We start from the raw sequence: 15551 nt of genomic DNA on the forward strand, positions 1-15551 counted from the left end.
CAGCTGATATGTAGATCTCGTTGTCAAGAGTGCATGGATGAGCGGCTCCTGGGTTTGGTTCCCGGGGGCCGCTCATCGTGTGCCGGCCGGTTGTGATGCTGTGGGGGGCGTGGCGAGTCTTTTTCGACTGGGGCAGTGTCAGGCTGACATTCGCGGGTTGGTTACCGCATGACGATTTGTTCGGCTGGAGCGTATCGGTGTCTAGGATCGAGCGTCGATGGTGGTTTGGACCGTCTGCTCATAGCTGAAGCCCGAGTTGGCTCCGGGTGCTGTCATCGCCCCCCGCAACTGCTCACTGTCGGCGGGCAGGTTCCGGGTCAGGCCGCTTTCATGTGTTGTCCTTCCTGGAGCGGGGCGGCCAGTGACCAGCACCAAGCGGCGAGTTCGCGGGCGATCGCCGTGTTGGCCTTCACTGACATTTTGTGGCGTTCATCGAAGTGTTCCCATTTGCGGTGCAGCCGGTGGTTTCCTTCGAGGGCCCGGATGCGGGTTGCCGGCGCGACCAGGTCAAGTTGGCGCAGCAGCCGTTCTCCGGGCCGGGCGTAGGGGCGGCGGTGCTGCCAAGCCGCTTCGATGAGGAGTTTCCGGGCATAGGTGTTGCCGGCTTTGGTGATCGGGCCCTGGTGCCGGGACTGGCCGGAGGATTCTTCGCTGGGGACCAGACCGAGATAGGAGCCGATGGATGAGCCGGTGAAGCGGGTCCAGTCACCGATTTCCACGGCCAGACCGAACGCGGTCGTGAGCTGGATGCCGCGTAAGCACATCAGCGCGTCAATCACTGTTGCGTAGCGGCACGCCGCCGCTGTGATGGTGATCTGTTTGTCGATGCGAGCCAGATGCGCTGCAAGCAGCTCGGCCTGCTCGACATCGGCGTCGTAGGTGAACTGCAGCGCCGGGTCGTGAAAGCTCTGGCGGTGCAGCCACCGACTGTGTTCTGTAGTCCACCTGCTGTCCTTGGGGTAGCGGATCCCGTGCCGGAGCAGGACGGCGTTCACGTGCTGCCGGGCATGCGCGAGGTCTTTGGCGGTGCCCGAGCGCAGCCGGGACAGGTCCCGCAACGCCTCTTCGTCCGGCTCCGGGATGCGGACTTCGGTGACCGAGCCGACCGCGAGCATCTCAGCCAAAACCCGGGCATCCCGCCTGTCGGTTTTTACCCGGTCCCCGGGAGCGCGCAGCAGCTTCGAGGACGCCGCCACCACACAGTTGATGCCCGCGGCCCGCAGGTGCCGGGCCAGTACAAACCCTGTCGGGCCTGACTCATAAACGACCTTGACGGGCGGCTCGAATCGCCGGACCCACTCCAGGATCAGGGCCGGGTCAGCGGCCATCGTGTGGAGACTGATTTCACCAGTGCCTGGGTTCAGCGCATGGCCGACGACATTGACCGCGTGAACATCCAGACCAATGAAAGTATGCTCAAACATAGCCGGGACCTCCCAAACCTCACATGTGGCACTACCATTGCACCCCCAATGAGCCTCGCAGGCCACGGGAGCCGCCAATGGCAACCCACGGACCCTGTGAAACAGAAGGCCCCGGCCCCCCATGCTCCCGCCAGAACCTGCCCTTCCGGGATAAGGGACATCACTGCCGGGAACAGGTCCTGCAGCGGCCAGATCCCTCTCAGGGCCGCCGATCACATCAAGCCGGCGCTGCAGGACCGCCCGGCGATAATGGACCGACCCCGGACGGGCAGGTTCTGTTCCTCTTCATATCGTCTAGATCGCCGACGTGGCGTCCGGATAACTCCGGCGCCGCGTCGGCACTGCCATCATTCCGAAGTCCCTCCCGAGCCGCCATCCGCATGTATGCGTTAGGCACTCGAGGTTGCCGGCGCGCCCGCGGAACGATGAGTTTCTGCGGCATCGTCTTTAGCTCTGTTCCCCATGCCTGGGCGATGCACCACCCCAGCATCGGAGCCAAATACCAAGACAGCGAATACGACCACGAATAAATCACGATGGACAGGAAAACCGCAGTCGGCAGCACTCCGGCCTTGTTCGTAATCAGCCGGTTGAGTGTGGAGAGAAGCACGATGGCGAAAAGCCCAAGTCCGACGAGCCCAAGCCGCAAGAAGACGCTGACGTACCAGTTGTGAGGCGCGAACGTGAGCAGCCGCAATCCGTCATAGCGGTTGTAGCCGAAGCCGAAGGGCTCACCGAAGATTACAGAGCTGACCCCGCGTTGGAAGGAATCATCTATGAGCACACTCCAAGTGTCTAGGCGTGCACTGTAGGTGCCGGAGCTTTCGAGTGATTTGGTCAAGCTCGCAATCAGTGGATCGGCAATACCGCTCGCGTAAATTACCAGTGCAAGGACCGACGCGAAGAAGCCGCCTACGACTGTCCTTGCTAGTGGAACGCCACGTAGGCGGAGCACGACGAGTAGCAGTCCGATTCCTACTGCTACCCAAACAGACCGGTGTTGGCACAGGATGGCCAGCGATAAGAACCCTGCGCCGAGAAGCAATCGACTGGATTTGCCCTTAGCTGTCGCAACCTTGAACTGGTTCATACCGGACAGGGCCAGCAGCAGAGCTTGACTAGAGACAAGCGGGCGGCCGGTTTGGTCCACGCCGTCTGCGGTCGTAACGAACGAGTCCGCATTTCCCAGCCCGTACGCAGCCACGTGGTACGCGAAAAGAACCGATAGCCCCAGCCCTGTTACCGTGATCCATCTCTGGAAGGCCGCCTGCATGGCGGGTGATTGCCAGTCGTGGTTCAACATCCACGCGGTGAGACCGATGGGCCAGAGGAACCCTCGGAACTCGTTGAAAGCTGAGCTCTGGAAGATGATAGACCCCCGCAGCAGGGCAACGGCAAGGCACCCCGCGATCAGGAGCATCAACATGCTACGGCGACGAGTAACCGCCTTTAGCCGTTCTGGCCGGAGGGCAGTAGCGGTGAGCGCAGTGAGAACCACCGCATCTTCTGGCTTGATCTGCGTCCCAGCAACGCTGAACAGCGTCGGCAGGGCGGGAAACTCCCAGGCCATTAGGGCAAAGGCGCCGACCGAGTAGAGCACCAACATGGGCCACTTGATGAAGGCTGCAACAGCCAGCCCGAACATTGATAATCCGCCGAAAAACATCAGCGCCATGAACAAAGCGTCCACGCTGGCTACCCCCACTTATTCGCCCCTAGTCGGATCGATCATAGTCCCTCTAGAAAGGGAGTTGCCCATTAAGGCTGCGGGGTGCAATCTTCCCGTCGTCCGAATTATGGCTGGCGGCGCGGCCATGTTGGGGTAGCCGGCAAGTCCCGCTGCGGGCCTAGCGTCTTGCCAGCACGCGAACCCTCGACGGTTGAGTTGCAGGTAGCTTCGATTTCAGCCACCCTTCCATTGGTTTCTCAAACCAGTGGAACAGCGCTCCTGAGAGCGCCACAGAGAAGGCTATAACCCCAAACGCCACAAGGCATCCCTGCCATGAAACAGTCCCGAATGGGAATAGCCGGACAGCGATGGTGATTACGATCGCTTGGACCAGGTACATAGCGAATGACCATTCACCGAGGCGAACGAGTGCTGGCCTGCGGAAGAAGGACTTTCGACGTCCAAGGTCTGAGTTGGCAGCGCAGGCGACGAGTAGAACCGTCAGCGGAAGGTAGAGAAGATCAAGCGCGCTCAGCGGTATTCCCGATCCGGAGGAATGCTGAACGGCAGCGTTGAGCACTGCCAGGGCAACATAGCCGAACAGGGCCAGCGCAGCCGCGCTGGAGACTGAGAGCCGAGGGCGCCATCCCTGCCGCATGGCAGTGGCCAGGGCCACCCCGATCACAAATTCACCCAGGCGGTAAACAGGGTTGGTGTATGCGCTGAAAGCAGACAGAAAAGGTGTATCTGATTTCGTTGCCACCAAGTAGGCGCCGTGCCACGCGACCATGAGGAATCCGGATGCTCCAATAGTCATCCAGCTCTTCCGGATGGTCATCCGGGCGAGAGGCTTCACGATAAAGGGGAACAGGATGTAGAAAAAGGCCTCGACGGAGAGCGACCAGCTTGGGCTATTGCCGCCCAGCCGGTACGAATCGGTAAACCACGCCTGTAGGAGGAAGAGTGACAGGAACGTGCTTGCCCATAATGGGGTGCCGGCAGCGACTAACAGAGCAGCGGCCACCACGGTGGTGAGGACATGGAGCGGAAGAATACGGGCGGCCCGCCGACCATAGAAGTGACCTCGGCTCGCCTGTGGTTTCCAGTTCCATGTCAGGATGAACCCCGAGAGTACGAAGAAGAAGCCAACACCTATTGGACCGACTAGGCTCAGTTCAGCCAATACGGGCAAAGGAAATATCGCAGGAACCGTATGCCTCAGAAGAACGACAAAGGCGGCGAAAAACCGGAGACCCGTCAGCGAATCCAGGCGGGCAATGCGCGGTTCATCAACAATCGACGTCAACTGGTTCCCCATTTGTAGAGCCTTCGAAAAACCTGATTCTACCCGGCGCATAAATCCGGTTATGCAAGGTTGAATGTTCAGCGGTACCCGTCCACAATCGCGGCGGCAATCTCCTTGTACGCCCGCCGGGTCTCCGGCTTCAGCACGTCGAGGGTCACTAGGTCGCCGTCGGCCACGCCGCGGTCGTGTGGAACCGCGATCAGTTCGCGGCAGATTCCCGACAGGTGCTCCTCGATGGCGTCCTTGTCCACGCGTGAGGAGACCTCGTCCTTGTCCGTGATCACCACAATGGCGTTGCGGGCCAGGTCCTCGTAGCCGTGGCTGGCCAGCCACTGCAGCGTGCTGCGGGCCCGCTTGGCACCGGACACAGCGTAGCCGGCAGCGATGACCAGGTTGTCGGCCGACTGCAGGATCCCGCTCATGGCATTGTGGGTCACGCCGGTGCCGCAGTCGGTCAATGCCACGGAGTAGTAGCTGGAGATGAGCTTGCGGATCCGCAGGTACTCCTCGGCCGTCAACGAGTCGGAGACCTCCGGGTCCTGTTCCCCCGCGATCAGGTGCAGCCTGCCCGCATGGTGCATGTACCGTGCCAGGGCCGTCAGGGAGTCAATGGACTCGATGTTCTCCAGCAGATCCGTGATGGTCCGCGGCGAGGACTGCTGGTAGATGCCCTCGCCCAGGGCGCGCTCCACCAGGTCGCCGGAGTCCGGGTTGGCGTCGATGGCGCAGGGCGCGTCACCGCGGTATTCGGCGAGGGTCAGGCCAACGCCAACTGTGGTGGACGTCTTGCCGATCCCGCCCTTGAGGCTCAGGATCGCCGTGTTGTAGCTGCCTTGGAGCTGGCGCGAAATGCGGCGACCCAGCTCGTCTTCCTGGCGCTGCTTGGGGCCGGGGCCCAAGTTCCAGGCGCCGGCGGTCAGTTTGTAGAGGGCCCCGCGGAATCCGCCCACGGGCCGAGGCTTCTGCTCCTTGACGAACAGGCCCGGCGAGCTGATGAAGTCCGGCATGGGGCTCTCGGCGATAGCGTCGGCCACGGTGGGCCGGCTGCGGCGGAAGGACGGCGCCTCCGCGGGAGCGTCCGACGTCGGTTCGGCAGCTTGGGAGGCCGTCTCACCCGCCGCAGGGGACGGCACCGAAGCCGGAGCAGCAGGAACGGAGGCGATGGGTTGCTGTGCGGGCTGAGCATGAACCAGCCCGGCAGGAGAACCGGAGGCAGCGGCCGACGGTGCACGGGAAGGCTTGGTGGCGTCGGCCGCGGCCGCCGCTTCCGCCCAGGAGGATCGGCGTGTCACCGGCTGGCCGGCCTCGTTGGCACTGGACATTTCGGGGGTTACTGCTGGCATGGTTCCTGTCCAGGCATCCTGAACTGAGCCGTCGGCACGACGAAGGTCGCGGCGTCGGCGCAGCTGCGGCTGCCCTGCATCCTCTGCTTGGGCGCCTGCATTCTGATCCGCCGGATCTGGCATGTCTGTCCCCCCGGACGTTTCGGCAAACTGATATGCGGCACTGGTTCAAACAGTAAGTCTAGGTCCTGGGCCCGGGTTGCCCAGCCAGGCTTACTTCTTAGTGGCGCGTGAGGGCAGCCGCTACCACGGCAACGGTGAGCAGCAGAAGGACAGTAAGGATGGTGTACGCCACCCACTTGGGGCGGCCTTTGTGCGGGTTGATGTCCACATACGGCATGATCAGTGTTGATTACCACTGGGTGCGGGTGCAGGTGCGGGCCGGACGGGGATCCGGAGTGCGCGGCGCTTAAGCCGCAGCATCTGGTAGAGAACAATAAAAGGTACCAGCAGCGTGCCCAATAGAGCGCATAGCGCCAAGGCGTAGTCAGACAAAGCCACACTAATCTCCATCGGTCATAAGCTTCCTTACTGCTCATGAGATAAGCACGTGCCATGCCTGTTGACAAGTCACGTCAAACTACCGTGACAGAGCTTGAAGGCGGAACATCCATGCGTCGCTGTCAGCCCAGGCCCGAAAGTGAGGACGTAAGCGCGGCCATCTCAATCCGACAGGCAGCCCTGTGCAGCTACCCGACGCCTCTTCGGAGTTCCGCTCGTTGTACATTCCTACGGGACTCACGCGCGAGAAGTTACGGAGCTTCCTGGGGATTCCGCCAGTTCTCCTGAAGCCGTTTGATGAACCAGCGGGACTGCTCAGGACCGTAGGGCAGCACCGGGATTGCCTTGGTAGCGTCGTTCGGTGTGTCACGGATGGACTGCCGGGCCTGGCGGACGGCAGTTGTCATGGTGTTTGCCATGGTCTTAACAAACTGGTCGCTGCACGGCTTGCCGTGGCCGGGGATTAGGAATTCGTAGCGGTGCCGCAAGGCCGATATGTGCCGGAGGGCGTCGGCCCATTCCTCGGGGTAGGAGTCTTCGAACGAAGGATGGGTGCCCTGTTCCACCAGGTCCCCGACGTAGAGAGTTGTCGGCGTTCCCACCAGGAGATCGCCGTTAGTGTGGCCGCGGCCAAGGTAGAACAGGGTCGCCGTCAGGCCACCCAAGTCAACCAGTACGGGCTGGTCCTTGACGATGGCGTTCGGGACAACAATCCCAGTCTTGTCCCCCTCGCCGGCGGACATTCCCGGTTCCAACGTTGCAACATGTCGACGCTGCAGGTCGCCCCGCTGGTCGATCTCAGCGGCGCATTTCTCGTGTGCCCAGAATTCTGTAACGCCTTCCTCTGCAAACACGTCGTTACCGAAGAAGTGGTCGTAGTGGGCGTGCGTGTTGACAACGACAAGGGGGAGGTCTGTCTTCTTCCGGACCGCTTCTAGGATTTCACGTCCTTGTCTAGGACCGCACCCGGTGTCGATAACCATGGCGCGCTCGGAGCCAACGATCAGGCCTGTGTTTAGCAGGGATCCTTCAGTTACCAGAACATAATTGTGCGCGCCGACTTCGAGCCATTCCGACATTGTTTCTCCGTCCCTCCGGCAAAGCAGTATGCGTTCGTCTTGGTCCGAAAATTCTACTCATCCCCGCTTGTAACGCCTGATCCTTCTTTTAAGTGGCGGACTTGCGTGGCCCCCTAAGGACCTTCCCGCTGTCAACCCTCCCTGAAGGGCAACAGTGTGCGGTACACAGAGAGATGGCCGCTCCCCGTCACGTCACTCCCCTTAGCCATTCCTGACCATTGGGTTTCAAATTCCTCCCGCCCGATCCTCGGTCGGCAGTTTCTTGCTCGATGGCGTGGCTCAACGATGGCCTGTTTTGCCACCCACGAGCCTCGTCATCTTCTGTGTCTGCCCGCGCCCTATTGTTAGCAAATGGGCAGTTCAGCATCTGCCCGGCCGACCTCGCAAATCGGGCGGCCCCACTACGCCCGGTATGATCGGAGGGATAAAAACGTTGCTGTCCGGTGAGGGCCTCATGGCTGTTCATCAAGTCGACTCAGGGGGACTCCGGTTTGGACCTACGCGAATACCTGCGCATCATACGGCAGAACTGGATCTGGATCCTCGCCATCACCATGGCCGGGCTACTGATCGGTGGTACTGCGTCCGTTCTTGCGAAACCGACTTACACGGCTGAGACGCAACTTTTTGTATCCCTCCAGAGTTCTGGATCTATACAGGAACTCCAGCAAGGCAATACTTTTAGTCAAGCACGTGTGCAGTCTTACGTGGAAACTGCAGGGACCCCGCTCGTGTTGCAGCCTGCGATCGATGCGTTGGGCCTAAACTTGTCGCCGGCTCAGTTGGCAGCAAAGGTAAAGGCGAGCAATCAAACAGGCACCGTGCTTATTACAATCACCGTGTCAGACAACTCGCCGGTTCAAGCTGCGGCTATTGCTGAAGCCACCGCAAACAGTCTTATTCGCGTCGTCGATTCCCTGGAGAAGCCCAAAACGGGCGGACCCTCCCCGGTAAGCCTGTCAGTCGTAACTCCGGCCGAGGCACCGACAACGCCCTCTGGCCCTAACACACGCCTGAACCTCATATTGGGACTTGCCCTGGGGCTCGCACTTGGCATAGTCGTCGCCGTGTTGCGCCATTCCTTAGATACGAAGATTCGAGGCGAAAACGACCTTCGCAAAGTGACGGAACACCCGCTCCTGGGGCGCATCAGCTTCGATCACGATGCGACGAAGAAACCGTTACTTACACAATCCGGACCTCAAGGACCAAGAGCAGAGGCATTCCGGCAACTTCGCACCAATCTGCAGTTCGCCAACATTTCAGGGCAAGCGAAGACCATTCTTGTCACTTCATCCCTGCCGGGTGAAGGAAAAAGCACTACTGCCACAAATCTCGCGATCGCAATTGCCCAGGCTGGGCAGTCCGTTTGCCTTGTTGACGCGGATCTCAGACGCCCAATGGTAAATGAATACCTGGGACTGGATCGAAACGTCGGGCTAACGACAGCGTTGCTGGACTCAACTTACATGGACGATGTCCTACAGCCGTGGGGCGACGACAACCTGTACGTTCTGACGTCAGGTCAGATTCCCCCTAACCCCAGCGAATTGCTCGGATCAAAGGAGATGAGCCAACTTTTAGATGAACTGGAATCGGCTTTCGACATCGTCATCATTGATGCTCCCCCGCTGCTTCCAGTTACCGATGCCGCAGTCCTTTCAAGACATGGAGCAGGCGTTCTGCTAGTTGTGGGGGCACAGAAACTGCGCACTCAAGATCTCGCTAAGTCCATTACCGCTTTGGACATGGTGAAATCGAAAATCTTGGGCGTCGTCTTGAATCGCCTCCCTGCGAAGGGGCCGGATGCGTACGCCTATGGCTACTACAGCAGTGAGGAGTTTGAACCGGGCGCGCCGAAATCAAGGAATCGGCGACCAAGCAAGTCAAGAGCGACGAAGCCGCTCGTAGCTGCGCCGCGAGCATACGACCGCGAACCGAGTTTCTTTCCGACTGAGCCGCAAGGGACGTCCCAGGATTCCTCGGAAGTAAAGAACTTCTAGTTGCATTTTAAGCACTTCCATACTTGATCCTGAATGCGAACTCTGAAAGGCTCGACCTTTTCGTGACTCAAATTGTCAGCACCTGGTTCTACACTCAAGGAAGCGAAGAAGGAGGTAACTTCGCCCAACTACGAGAAGACTCCTCTTCCGAAGACTTCCGTGACATCTACCGGCGATGCATTGCAGTTTTTTTTGCCACCGCAAGGAGAGCCAATCCTGCCGCGCGCCTAGTGCTCTACTTAAACAGACCCTGGTCAACATCAAATACCGCAATAGCAGAAGAAGTGGGTCGTCTCCTCGATTGTCTGGAAGTAGAACAAAAGGTAATTCCATATCTCCATGAACCGCCACAATCGTTCACTAAATCTTGGCGCAACCAGTTCTTTGTTATTGACGTTATGGACGATTTACAAGAGGAACTGGAGCGAGGCGATTCGGTAGTTATCCTCGACAGCGACGTGATCTGGACCTCCAAATTGCGCGCACAATCCTTTTGGGCAGATCTAGCTTCGTGCGGCATCGCCACTTACGAGGTGGGCTACCATTCCTCCAAACGTGTGAACGGTCTTAGTATCGTTGAACTAGAAGAACTTGCGGGGCAAATCGGAAGCCCAAAAACTGCAAGAATTTCATACTGCGGTGGTGAGATCATCGGGTCAACCGCCGATCGCCTTCAGCGACTTGTACGTGAGGCGGACCGTGTGTGGTCGACCTTGATGACGCGTCATGAAGGCAATCACTCATTCGCTTTTGAGGAGGCACACGTCCTTAGCTTGGCTTACGGGATCCTAGGCGAGGAACCAGGGAAAATTGATAGACACCTAAGACGCTTGTGGACCCAGCCTTTGAAACCGCGGAACGTAACACACGCCGATCGGCACCTCACGTTATGGCACGTTCCGGCGGAGAAGAAGTACGGCATTGCTCGAATCTATCGCAGGCTTATCAAGCATGGTGTACACAAATTCATTTCCGAACCTGACAAGCCCTTTCTGCGGACCGCGTCGCGGGAACTTGGAATTCCTAGAAATACCAGTTCTAAGTTTCTGAAGGACATTTCAAAGGCGACGTCTTCTCGATTGATCGATAAGTTTTCGCACAAGGCTAGGAGTCGGTCGAACTGAAGTGGGAACTTCACTGGCATCCCAACTAGATATACTCAGTAGGAAATCTCAGGAGCGAAACATAGGCCTAACTTGGGAGCGCCGCCGTCCGCCGTTTCCCTTAATTTCGAAGAAAAAAATAATCCTTAACGAGATTTTATGAAAATAGCGCTAGTTCACAGTTTCTACTCATCGGATACCCCGAGCGGAGAGAACAATGCTGTGCTCGCCCAAGTAAATGCGCTTGAGGCGCGAGGCCACAATGTGCGCCTAATATCAAAACATACCGATGAATTATCCGCCGCCGCTTCCTACCAGATCCGGGCGGCTGCAAATGTACTATTCCAGCGCGGGCCCAATCCCCTAAATGAACTCGAAGAATTCGAGCCTGACATTGTACACGTCCATAACTTGTTTCCCAATTATGGCCGCCGTTGGCTTGATGACTGGGCTGGGCCCCTTGTTGCGACTCTCCACAACTTCAGACCTGTTTGCGCTGCGGGAACTCTTTACAGAGCGGGCAGGGAGTGTACAGAGTGTCCGGACTTCGGTTCGCATAGATCAATAAAACATAAGTGCTATCGCAGATCTGCTTTGAAGACAATCCCATTGGCTGCACAGACCCGGTCGGGCCTTCACGGTGATCGGCTTGTTATGCGCGCTGATCGAATTATCGTATTAGCGGAGCGCAGCTACATGAAGTACAAGGATCTTGGCCTATCCGAAGAAAAGATGGTCTTGCTCCCCAATTTTGTGGACCAAGAAGGCTACCGACCTGGAGCCCCGCGTGGGTCGCACTGGACGTACATCGGGCGCTTGACGGAAGAAAAGGGCATACTCAACTTGCTGGAAGCCTGGCCTGAAGAACAAGTACTCCGCATCGTCGGAGATGGACCTCTTCGAGATGTCGTCGTCACTCGAGCTGCCGGGATGTCGAATGTTCATTATGTGGGAACCGTATCGCCCTCCTCTATACCCAACGTCCTTGCCGATTCTGCAGGACTGGTATTCTCCAGTGAATGGCCCGAAGGAGCCCCCCTCGTATACGTGGAAGCTCTTGCCTCCGGTCGCCCGGTTGTAGCTAGAAGGGGCAGTAGCGTCGCCGACGACGTAGCAAGGAATGGCACAGGGCACGTCTACTCGACATCGCAGGAGCTTCGACAGGCAGTCGCCGATGTGACACAGAATTGGGAAAACTTTCGCGCTCAGTGTGTTACCAGACACAAAGAGGCGTACTCCGTAAAGGCTTGGGCCTCTGAGTTAGAGAACATTTACTTGGAGACTATAGATGGGCAGTCAGCCGGATGATTAAGGTCGTAATTATTCAAGAATACATTCCTGAGTACCGTGTCCCTTTCTTTGAGCGCCTGATCCACATTGGTGCCGAGCAGGGTATCGAGATACGGATTGCCGCTGGGGAGCCTAATCGCGAGCAGTCGGGACGAGCGGATCGGGCTTTACTACGAAACGTCATAAATGTTCCGCAGAAGGAGTTTCGGGTAGCTGGCCGAAGAATAGTTTTCCGAACCACAAGCAGAGCTATCCGCGGCGCCGACCTAGTCGTCCTTGAGCAGGCGAGGCGCAATCTTGACGTCTACAGACTGTTTTTGCCTCGAGTCCTTAGGAGAGTACCGTACGCGCTTTGGGGTCATGGACGCGATTACGTGGCGGCGCGTTCGACCTTTGCCAAATGGTTGCAAAAGAAGATCACGTCCCGCTCTGACTGGTTCTTTGCCTACACGCCGCTGGGAGCCAGATATGTTGGTGCGCTACCATATCCGGACGAGCGAATAACGGTGGTCATGAACTCGGTTGACACCGCTGCCATCAGGGCAGGATTGTCGCGAGTTAGGCAATCAGACATAGAACATTTTCGCGCGTCGTGGAACCTTCATGGCTCAATCGCTTCGTTCATTGGAGCGCTCGACGACTCGAAGCGACTTCCTTTCCTTATTGAAGCCATTCGCGTGCTGAATTCGCAGAATATAGACGCATCCTATGTCATTGCTGGAGAAGGCGTTCTATTGGAGCGCCTTAAGGCAGAAACTGCTGATCTCCAAAATGTTCGTTTCATTGGCCGCGCAGACGGCGACCTAAAGAACCTACTTTTAGCCGCCTCCAAACTTTTACTAGTACCTGGCAGGGTCGGCCTAGTAGCAGTCGACAGTCTAGCCGCAGGCGTACCTATTGCCACTACCCGTTGGCCATACCATGCCCCAGAGTTCGAATACCTTATGCCCGATCGCACAAGCATCATTTCGTCTGACTCTGTGCATGCCTATGCCGCCAAAGTTGCTGAGGCCCTAACTAACGATGATTACTTGCACTGCCTCGCGCAGAACAGTCTTGAAGCCGGCGATGCACTCGGAGTCGAAAATATGGCAAAGAACTATTTGGCAGGCCTAAGGGGCGCGCTTAGCCTGAGGGAGAAAAGTTGAAGATATTCGTGATAACCGCGTGCCACAACAGGCGTGACACCACGCTAAAATCGTTGTCCGCCCTGACGATGGCCGCCCGTTTTGCTGATGTAGATCTTAGAATTACGCTCTACGACGACGCTTCGTCTGATGGGACTTCCACCTCTGTCAAGGAAGAGTTTCCAAGCGTAGATATCATTGCGGGCACCGGCACCGCCTTCTGGGCTAAAAGCATGCAAGAAGCAGAGCGTCATGTTCTCTTTGATCGCTCCGGCCATGCGACGGCCGAGGACAGGGAATATATCCTCTGGTTGAACGACGATGTGGTTCTGGATCGCGACGCTTTTTGTCGTCTGACCTCTTTCTCAGACGCCCGTCCTGACTCAATAATAATCGGCGCAGTCCGCGACCCCTCTAGCCATGAGGTTACATACTCCGGTTTTCGTCGCATTGGCCGTCATCCACTAAGACTAAAACTTATTAAACCCGGGCCGGATGTGCTTCCGGTTGACACGTTCAACGGGAATTTGGTCCTGATTCCTTCCCATATCGCTAGGACTTTAGGTGGGATCGACGGCGAATATGGGCATGCGCTAGCAGATATTGATTACGGCTACCGCGCAGGCCTTTTAGGGGTACCCGTTCTATTGGTACCAGGCACCTACGGATTCTGTCCGAGGAATCCTCAGAAACCATGGCTGGGTATAAAGGCGGAATGGAAAGAGTTTATTGGGGTAAAGGGCGGCGGGCATCCCGCATCACTTCGAAAGATTCTCAAGGTTGGTGCACCTTTATCGCACCCGGTTTATTTTCTCGGAACGTACATCATCTGGTGGTTTCGCGCTTTTAAACAGTTAGCACTATCAAGGAAGCCTCTAGTCACAGGGGAATCGGATAAAGTAGGATTAGGGCAATAAAATGCACATCGGTTTCTGCGGTCCAGCAACCCTTACTCTGCTTCAGGACCTTTTAGATTCACCCGTCCGTATAAAAGGATATCCGTTCCCCGGCTCCTCGATGTTGGTCAAAGAGTACATACGACAGGGTCACCAGGTAACGCTATTCACCACGTCACCAGACATCACTTCAGTGGAAGTCTATAGAGGATCCCGGCTGAAGGTGGTGGCAGTACCCACCCGGTCGCGGGGACGCCGCCGCGCTTTCGATTTCTTTGCTCAGGAACGCGCAGAACTGGTTGCATCAATCCGCCACGAGCAACCGGATGTGTTGCATGCGAACTGGACTTACGAATTCGGCCTTTCAGCCCGAACAAGCGGGATACCGTCACTGGTAACAGTGCATGACTGGGCGCCAAGGGTTGCCCGCGTTAACAGGCACCCATATTGGTACTTTCGATGGCTGATGCAAATTCGCTGCCTCACGATGCAGGGACAGCTAACAGCACCCTCTGAATACCTTGCGAGCCGTGTGAAGACGGTGTATCGGAGGCAATGTGTCGTGATTCCAAACGGTCTGGATACCCAATCGTTTAAGGCAAGCGCTCCCGATAGTTCATCCCCTCAACTGAGAATAGGAATGTTGAACGCTGGTTTTAGTGATTTAAAAAATGTGAAGCTTGCGCTAGAAGCTTGGTCAAAGATCCGCGATTCGTTCCCGGAGGCAATTCTTGCTGTGGCCGGCCCGGGTTACGAGCCAGGGGGCGAAGCTCAACGTTGGGCTGCGCAAAATTCCTTTGAAGCCCAAGTCGAGTTTCTTGGCGGGCTGGCGCCTGAGGCCGTTCCGCAATTTTTTGGGTCCCTGGATGCGTTCCTACATCCGAGCCTGGAGGAATCCTTCGGCATGGTCTTAATAGAAGCAATGGCATGCGGCGTGCCCGTGATAGCAGGAAAGTCGTCGGGAGCCGTCCCGGAAGTAACTGGAGGGAATGCTGTCCTAACCAACGTCAACTCAGTTGACAGTATTGCGGCTTCCCTTCGCGCGACTCTCTCAGACTCATCACTGCGTCGTAAGTTATCAGTGGATGGCAAACTGTGGTCTCGCCGCTTTGAGCTGCAATCAGTTGCTGAACTTTATGTCGCCCAACTATCAAAGCTACTCGCTTAGCTCGTCAGACGACTACGGCCGTGAACTGTCCAAAGCGCGGAGCACACGGCATGGATTTCCAACAGCGATGACACCTGCCGGAATTACAGAAGACACGACTGAGCCAGCGCCAATAACTGACCCTTCTCCAATTTCAGCACCTTTCAGAATTATGCTTCTAGCCCCCACAAAGACGTCATCACCGATACTAACACTCCTGTCATTACTCCAGCTTGGAAGACCAGCGAAACGTCGCCCCGTTAACATATCGACAACGTGATGGTCGGAATCTGTAATGATTACGCCTCCGCCCACGAGAACGCGCTGACCTATCTCCACACTGCTGCCTGCCGATATCGTACAACTCGTGAGACCCGAGTCAGCGCCAATAACGATACGAGCACCGGGACGAAAAGTGCGCAGAACCACCGACCCTCGAGCCTCCAACGTATTCTTTCGCGTCAGCGCATTTAGAACAACACGATCACCTAGCTCAATATTTGAGTCCTTGGCACGAAAGACTGAAGTTCGTCCCTGCACAACTACATCGCGGCCGACGGTCACACCAATAGCACGTAGACGCATTTGATGAATGGTCCTGATGGCGAGTCGTAGATCTTGAACAGCTGATCTAGCCAGTTTTCTAAGCATAATTGCAGTTCC

At 57.2% G+C, this 15551-nt stretch carries 12 protein-coding genes and 1 pseudogene; 7 read left to right on the forward strand and 6 right to left on the reverse strand.

Features of this window, described 5'->3' with window-relative positions:
- Positions 1–317: 317 nt before the first annotated feature.
- The 5 genes from ACTJK0_RS19085 to ACTJK0_RS19105 all read right to left on the reverse strand — a co-directional run bounded on the left by ACTJK0_RS19085 (position 318) and on the right by ACTJK0_RS19105 (position 7322).
- Positions 318–1424 (reverse strand): IS110 family transposase, encoded by a 1107-nt coding sequence (locus ACTJK0_RS19085; protein ID WP_223992154.1) that lies wholly within the window; start codon positions 1422–1424, stop codon positions 318–320.
- Positions 1425–1641: 217 nt separating this feature from the next.
- Positions 1642–3099: a hypothetical protein gene (locus tag ACTJK0_RS19090; protein ID WP_440746235.1), complete on the reverse strand. Its 1458-nt coding sequence runs from the start codon at positions 3097–3099 to the stop codon at positions 1642–1644.
- Positions 3100–3271: 172 nt separating this feature from the next.
- Positions 3272–4411: an acyltransferase family protein gene (locus ACTJK0_RS19095; RefSeq protein ID WP_440746236.1), complete on the reverse strand. Its 1140-nt coding sequence runs from the start codon at positions 4409–4411 to the stop codon at positions 3272–3274.
- 65 nt (positions 4412–4476) lie between these two features.
- Positions 4477–5742 carry a MinD/ParA family ATP-binding protein gene (locus tag ACTJK0_RS19100; RefSeq protein ID WP_440746237.1) on the reverse strand — a complete coding sequence of 422 codons (1266 nt, stop codon included), beginning with the start codon at positions 5740–5742 and terminating at the stop codon, positions 4477–4479.
- A gap of 752 nt (positions 5743–6494) precedes the next feature.
- Positions 6495–7322, reverse strand: a complete 828-nt coding sequence (locus ACTJK0_RS19105) for an MBL fold metallo-hydrolase (RefSeq protein WP_440746238.1) — start codon at positions 7320–7322, stop codon at positions 6495–6497.
- Between the two features lie 491 nt (positions 7323–7813).
- On the opposite strand from ACTJK0_RS19105, the gene ACTJK0_RS19110 reads away from it, so the two are divergent.
- The 7 genes and pseudogenes from ACTJK0_RS19110 to ACTJK0_RS19140 all read left to right on the forward strand — a co-directional run bounded on the left by ACTJK0_RS19110 (position 7814) and on the right by ACTJK0_RS19140 (position 14909).
- Complete coding sequence (locus ACTJK0_RS19110; protein ID WP_440746239.1) at positions 7814–9325, forward strand: polysaccharide biosynthesis tyrosine autokinase; 1512 nt, start codon at positions 7814–7816, stop codon at positions 9323–9325.
- Between the two features lie 62 nt (positions 9326–9387).
- Complete coding sequence (locus tag ACTJK0_RS19115; protein WP_440746240.1) at positions 9388–10449, forward strand: hypothetical protein; 1062 nt, start codon at positions 9388–9390, stop codon at positions 10447–10449.
- A 138-nt stretch (positions 10450–10587) separates the two neighbouring features.
- Entirely contained in the window at positions 10588–11736 is a 1149-nt protein-coding gene (locus ACTJK0_RS19120) for a glycosyltransferase family 4 protein (RefSeq protein ID WP_440746241.1), read from the forward strand.
- A gap of 356 nt (positions 11737–12092) precedes the next feature.
- Positions 12093–12866, forward strand: coding sequence for a glycosyltransferase (locus ACTJK0_RS19125; protein ID WP_440746242.1), 774 nt, complete (start codon positions 12093–12095; stop codon positions 12864–12866).
- The gene (locus ACTJK0_RS19130) at positions 12863–13762 is read left to right on the forward strand and encodes a glycosyltransferase family 2 protein (protein WP_440746243.1); all 900 of its coding nucleotides are present in this window, start codon (positions 12863–12865) and stop codon (positions 13760–13762) included. The genes ACTJK0_RS19125 and ACTJK0_RS19130 overlap by 4 nt, the downstream gene beginning before the upstream one ends.
- A 100-nt stretch (positions 13763–13862) precedes the next feature.
- A pseudogene (locus ACTJK0_RS19135) lies at positions 13863–14318 on the forward strand (glycosyltransferase family 4 protein); the annotation flags it as partial.
- A gap of 63 nt (positions 14319–14381) precedes the next feature.
- On the forward strand, positions 14382–14909 hold the full coding sequence (locus ACTJK0_RS19140; protein WP_440746264.1) for a glycosyltransferase: 528 nt from the start codon (positions 14382–14384) through the stop codon (positions 14907–14909).
- A gap of 12 nt (positions 14910–14921) precedes the next feature.
- Here ACTJK0_RS19140 and ACTJK0_RS19145 read toward each other — a convergent pair whose 3' ends face one another.
- Positions 14922–15539 (reverse strand): acyltransferase, encoded by a 618-nt coding sequence (locus tag ACTJK0_RS19145; RefSeq protein WP_440746244.1) that lies wholly within the window; start codon positions 15537–15539, stop codon positions 14922–14924.
- Between the last annotated feature and the right edge of the window lie 12 nt (positions 15540–15551).

The organism is Paenarthrobacter sp. 22069, assembly GCF_052046035.1.
Lineage (GTDB): Bacteria > Actinomycetota > Actinomycetes > Actinomycetales > Micrococcaceae > Arthrobacter.

Excerpts from the sequence above, each read along its gene's own strand:
- ACTJK0_RS19085 (WP_223992154.1), bottom strand. The coding sequence starts at position 1,424 with ATGTTTGAGCATACTTTCATTGGTCTGGATGTTCACGCGGTCAATGTC.
- ACTJK0_RS19090 (WP_440746235.1), bottom strand. The coding sequence starts at position 3,099 with ATGGCGCTGATGTTTTTCGGCGGATTATCAATGTTCGGGCTGGCTGTT.
- ACTJK0_RS19140 (WP_440746264.1), top strand. The coding sequence starts at position 14,382 with ATGTTGAACGCTGGTTTTAGTGATTTAAAAAATGTGAAGCTTGCGCTA.
- ACTJK0_RS19095 (WP_440746236.1), bottom strand. The coding sequence starts at position 4,411 with ATGGGGAACCAGTTGACGTCGATTGTTGATGAACCGCGCATTGCCCGC.
- ACTJK0_RS19145 (WP_440746244.1), bottom strand. The coding sequence starts at position 15,539 with ATGCTTAGAAAACTGGCTAGATCAGCTGTTCAAGATCTACGACTCGCC.
- ACTJK0_RS19100 (WP_440746237.1), bottom strand. The coding sequence starts at position 5,742 with ATGCCAGCAGTAACCCCCGAAATGTCCAGTGCCAACGAGGCCGGCCAG.
- ACTJK0_RS19120 (WP_440746241.1), top strand. The coding sequence starts at position 10,588 with ATGAAAATAGCGCTAGTTCACAGTTTCTACTCATCGGATACCCCGAGC.
- ACTJK0_RS19105 (WP_440746238.1), bottom strand. The coding sequence starts at position 7,322 with ATGTCGGAATGGCTCGAAGTCGGCGCGCACAATTATGTTCTGGTAACT.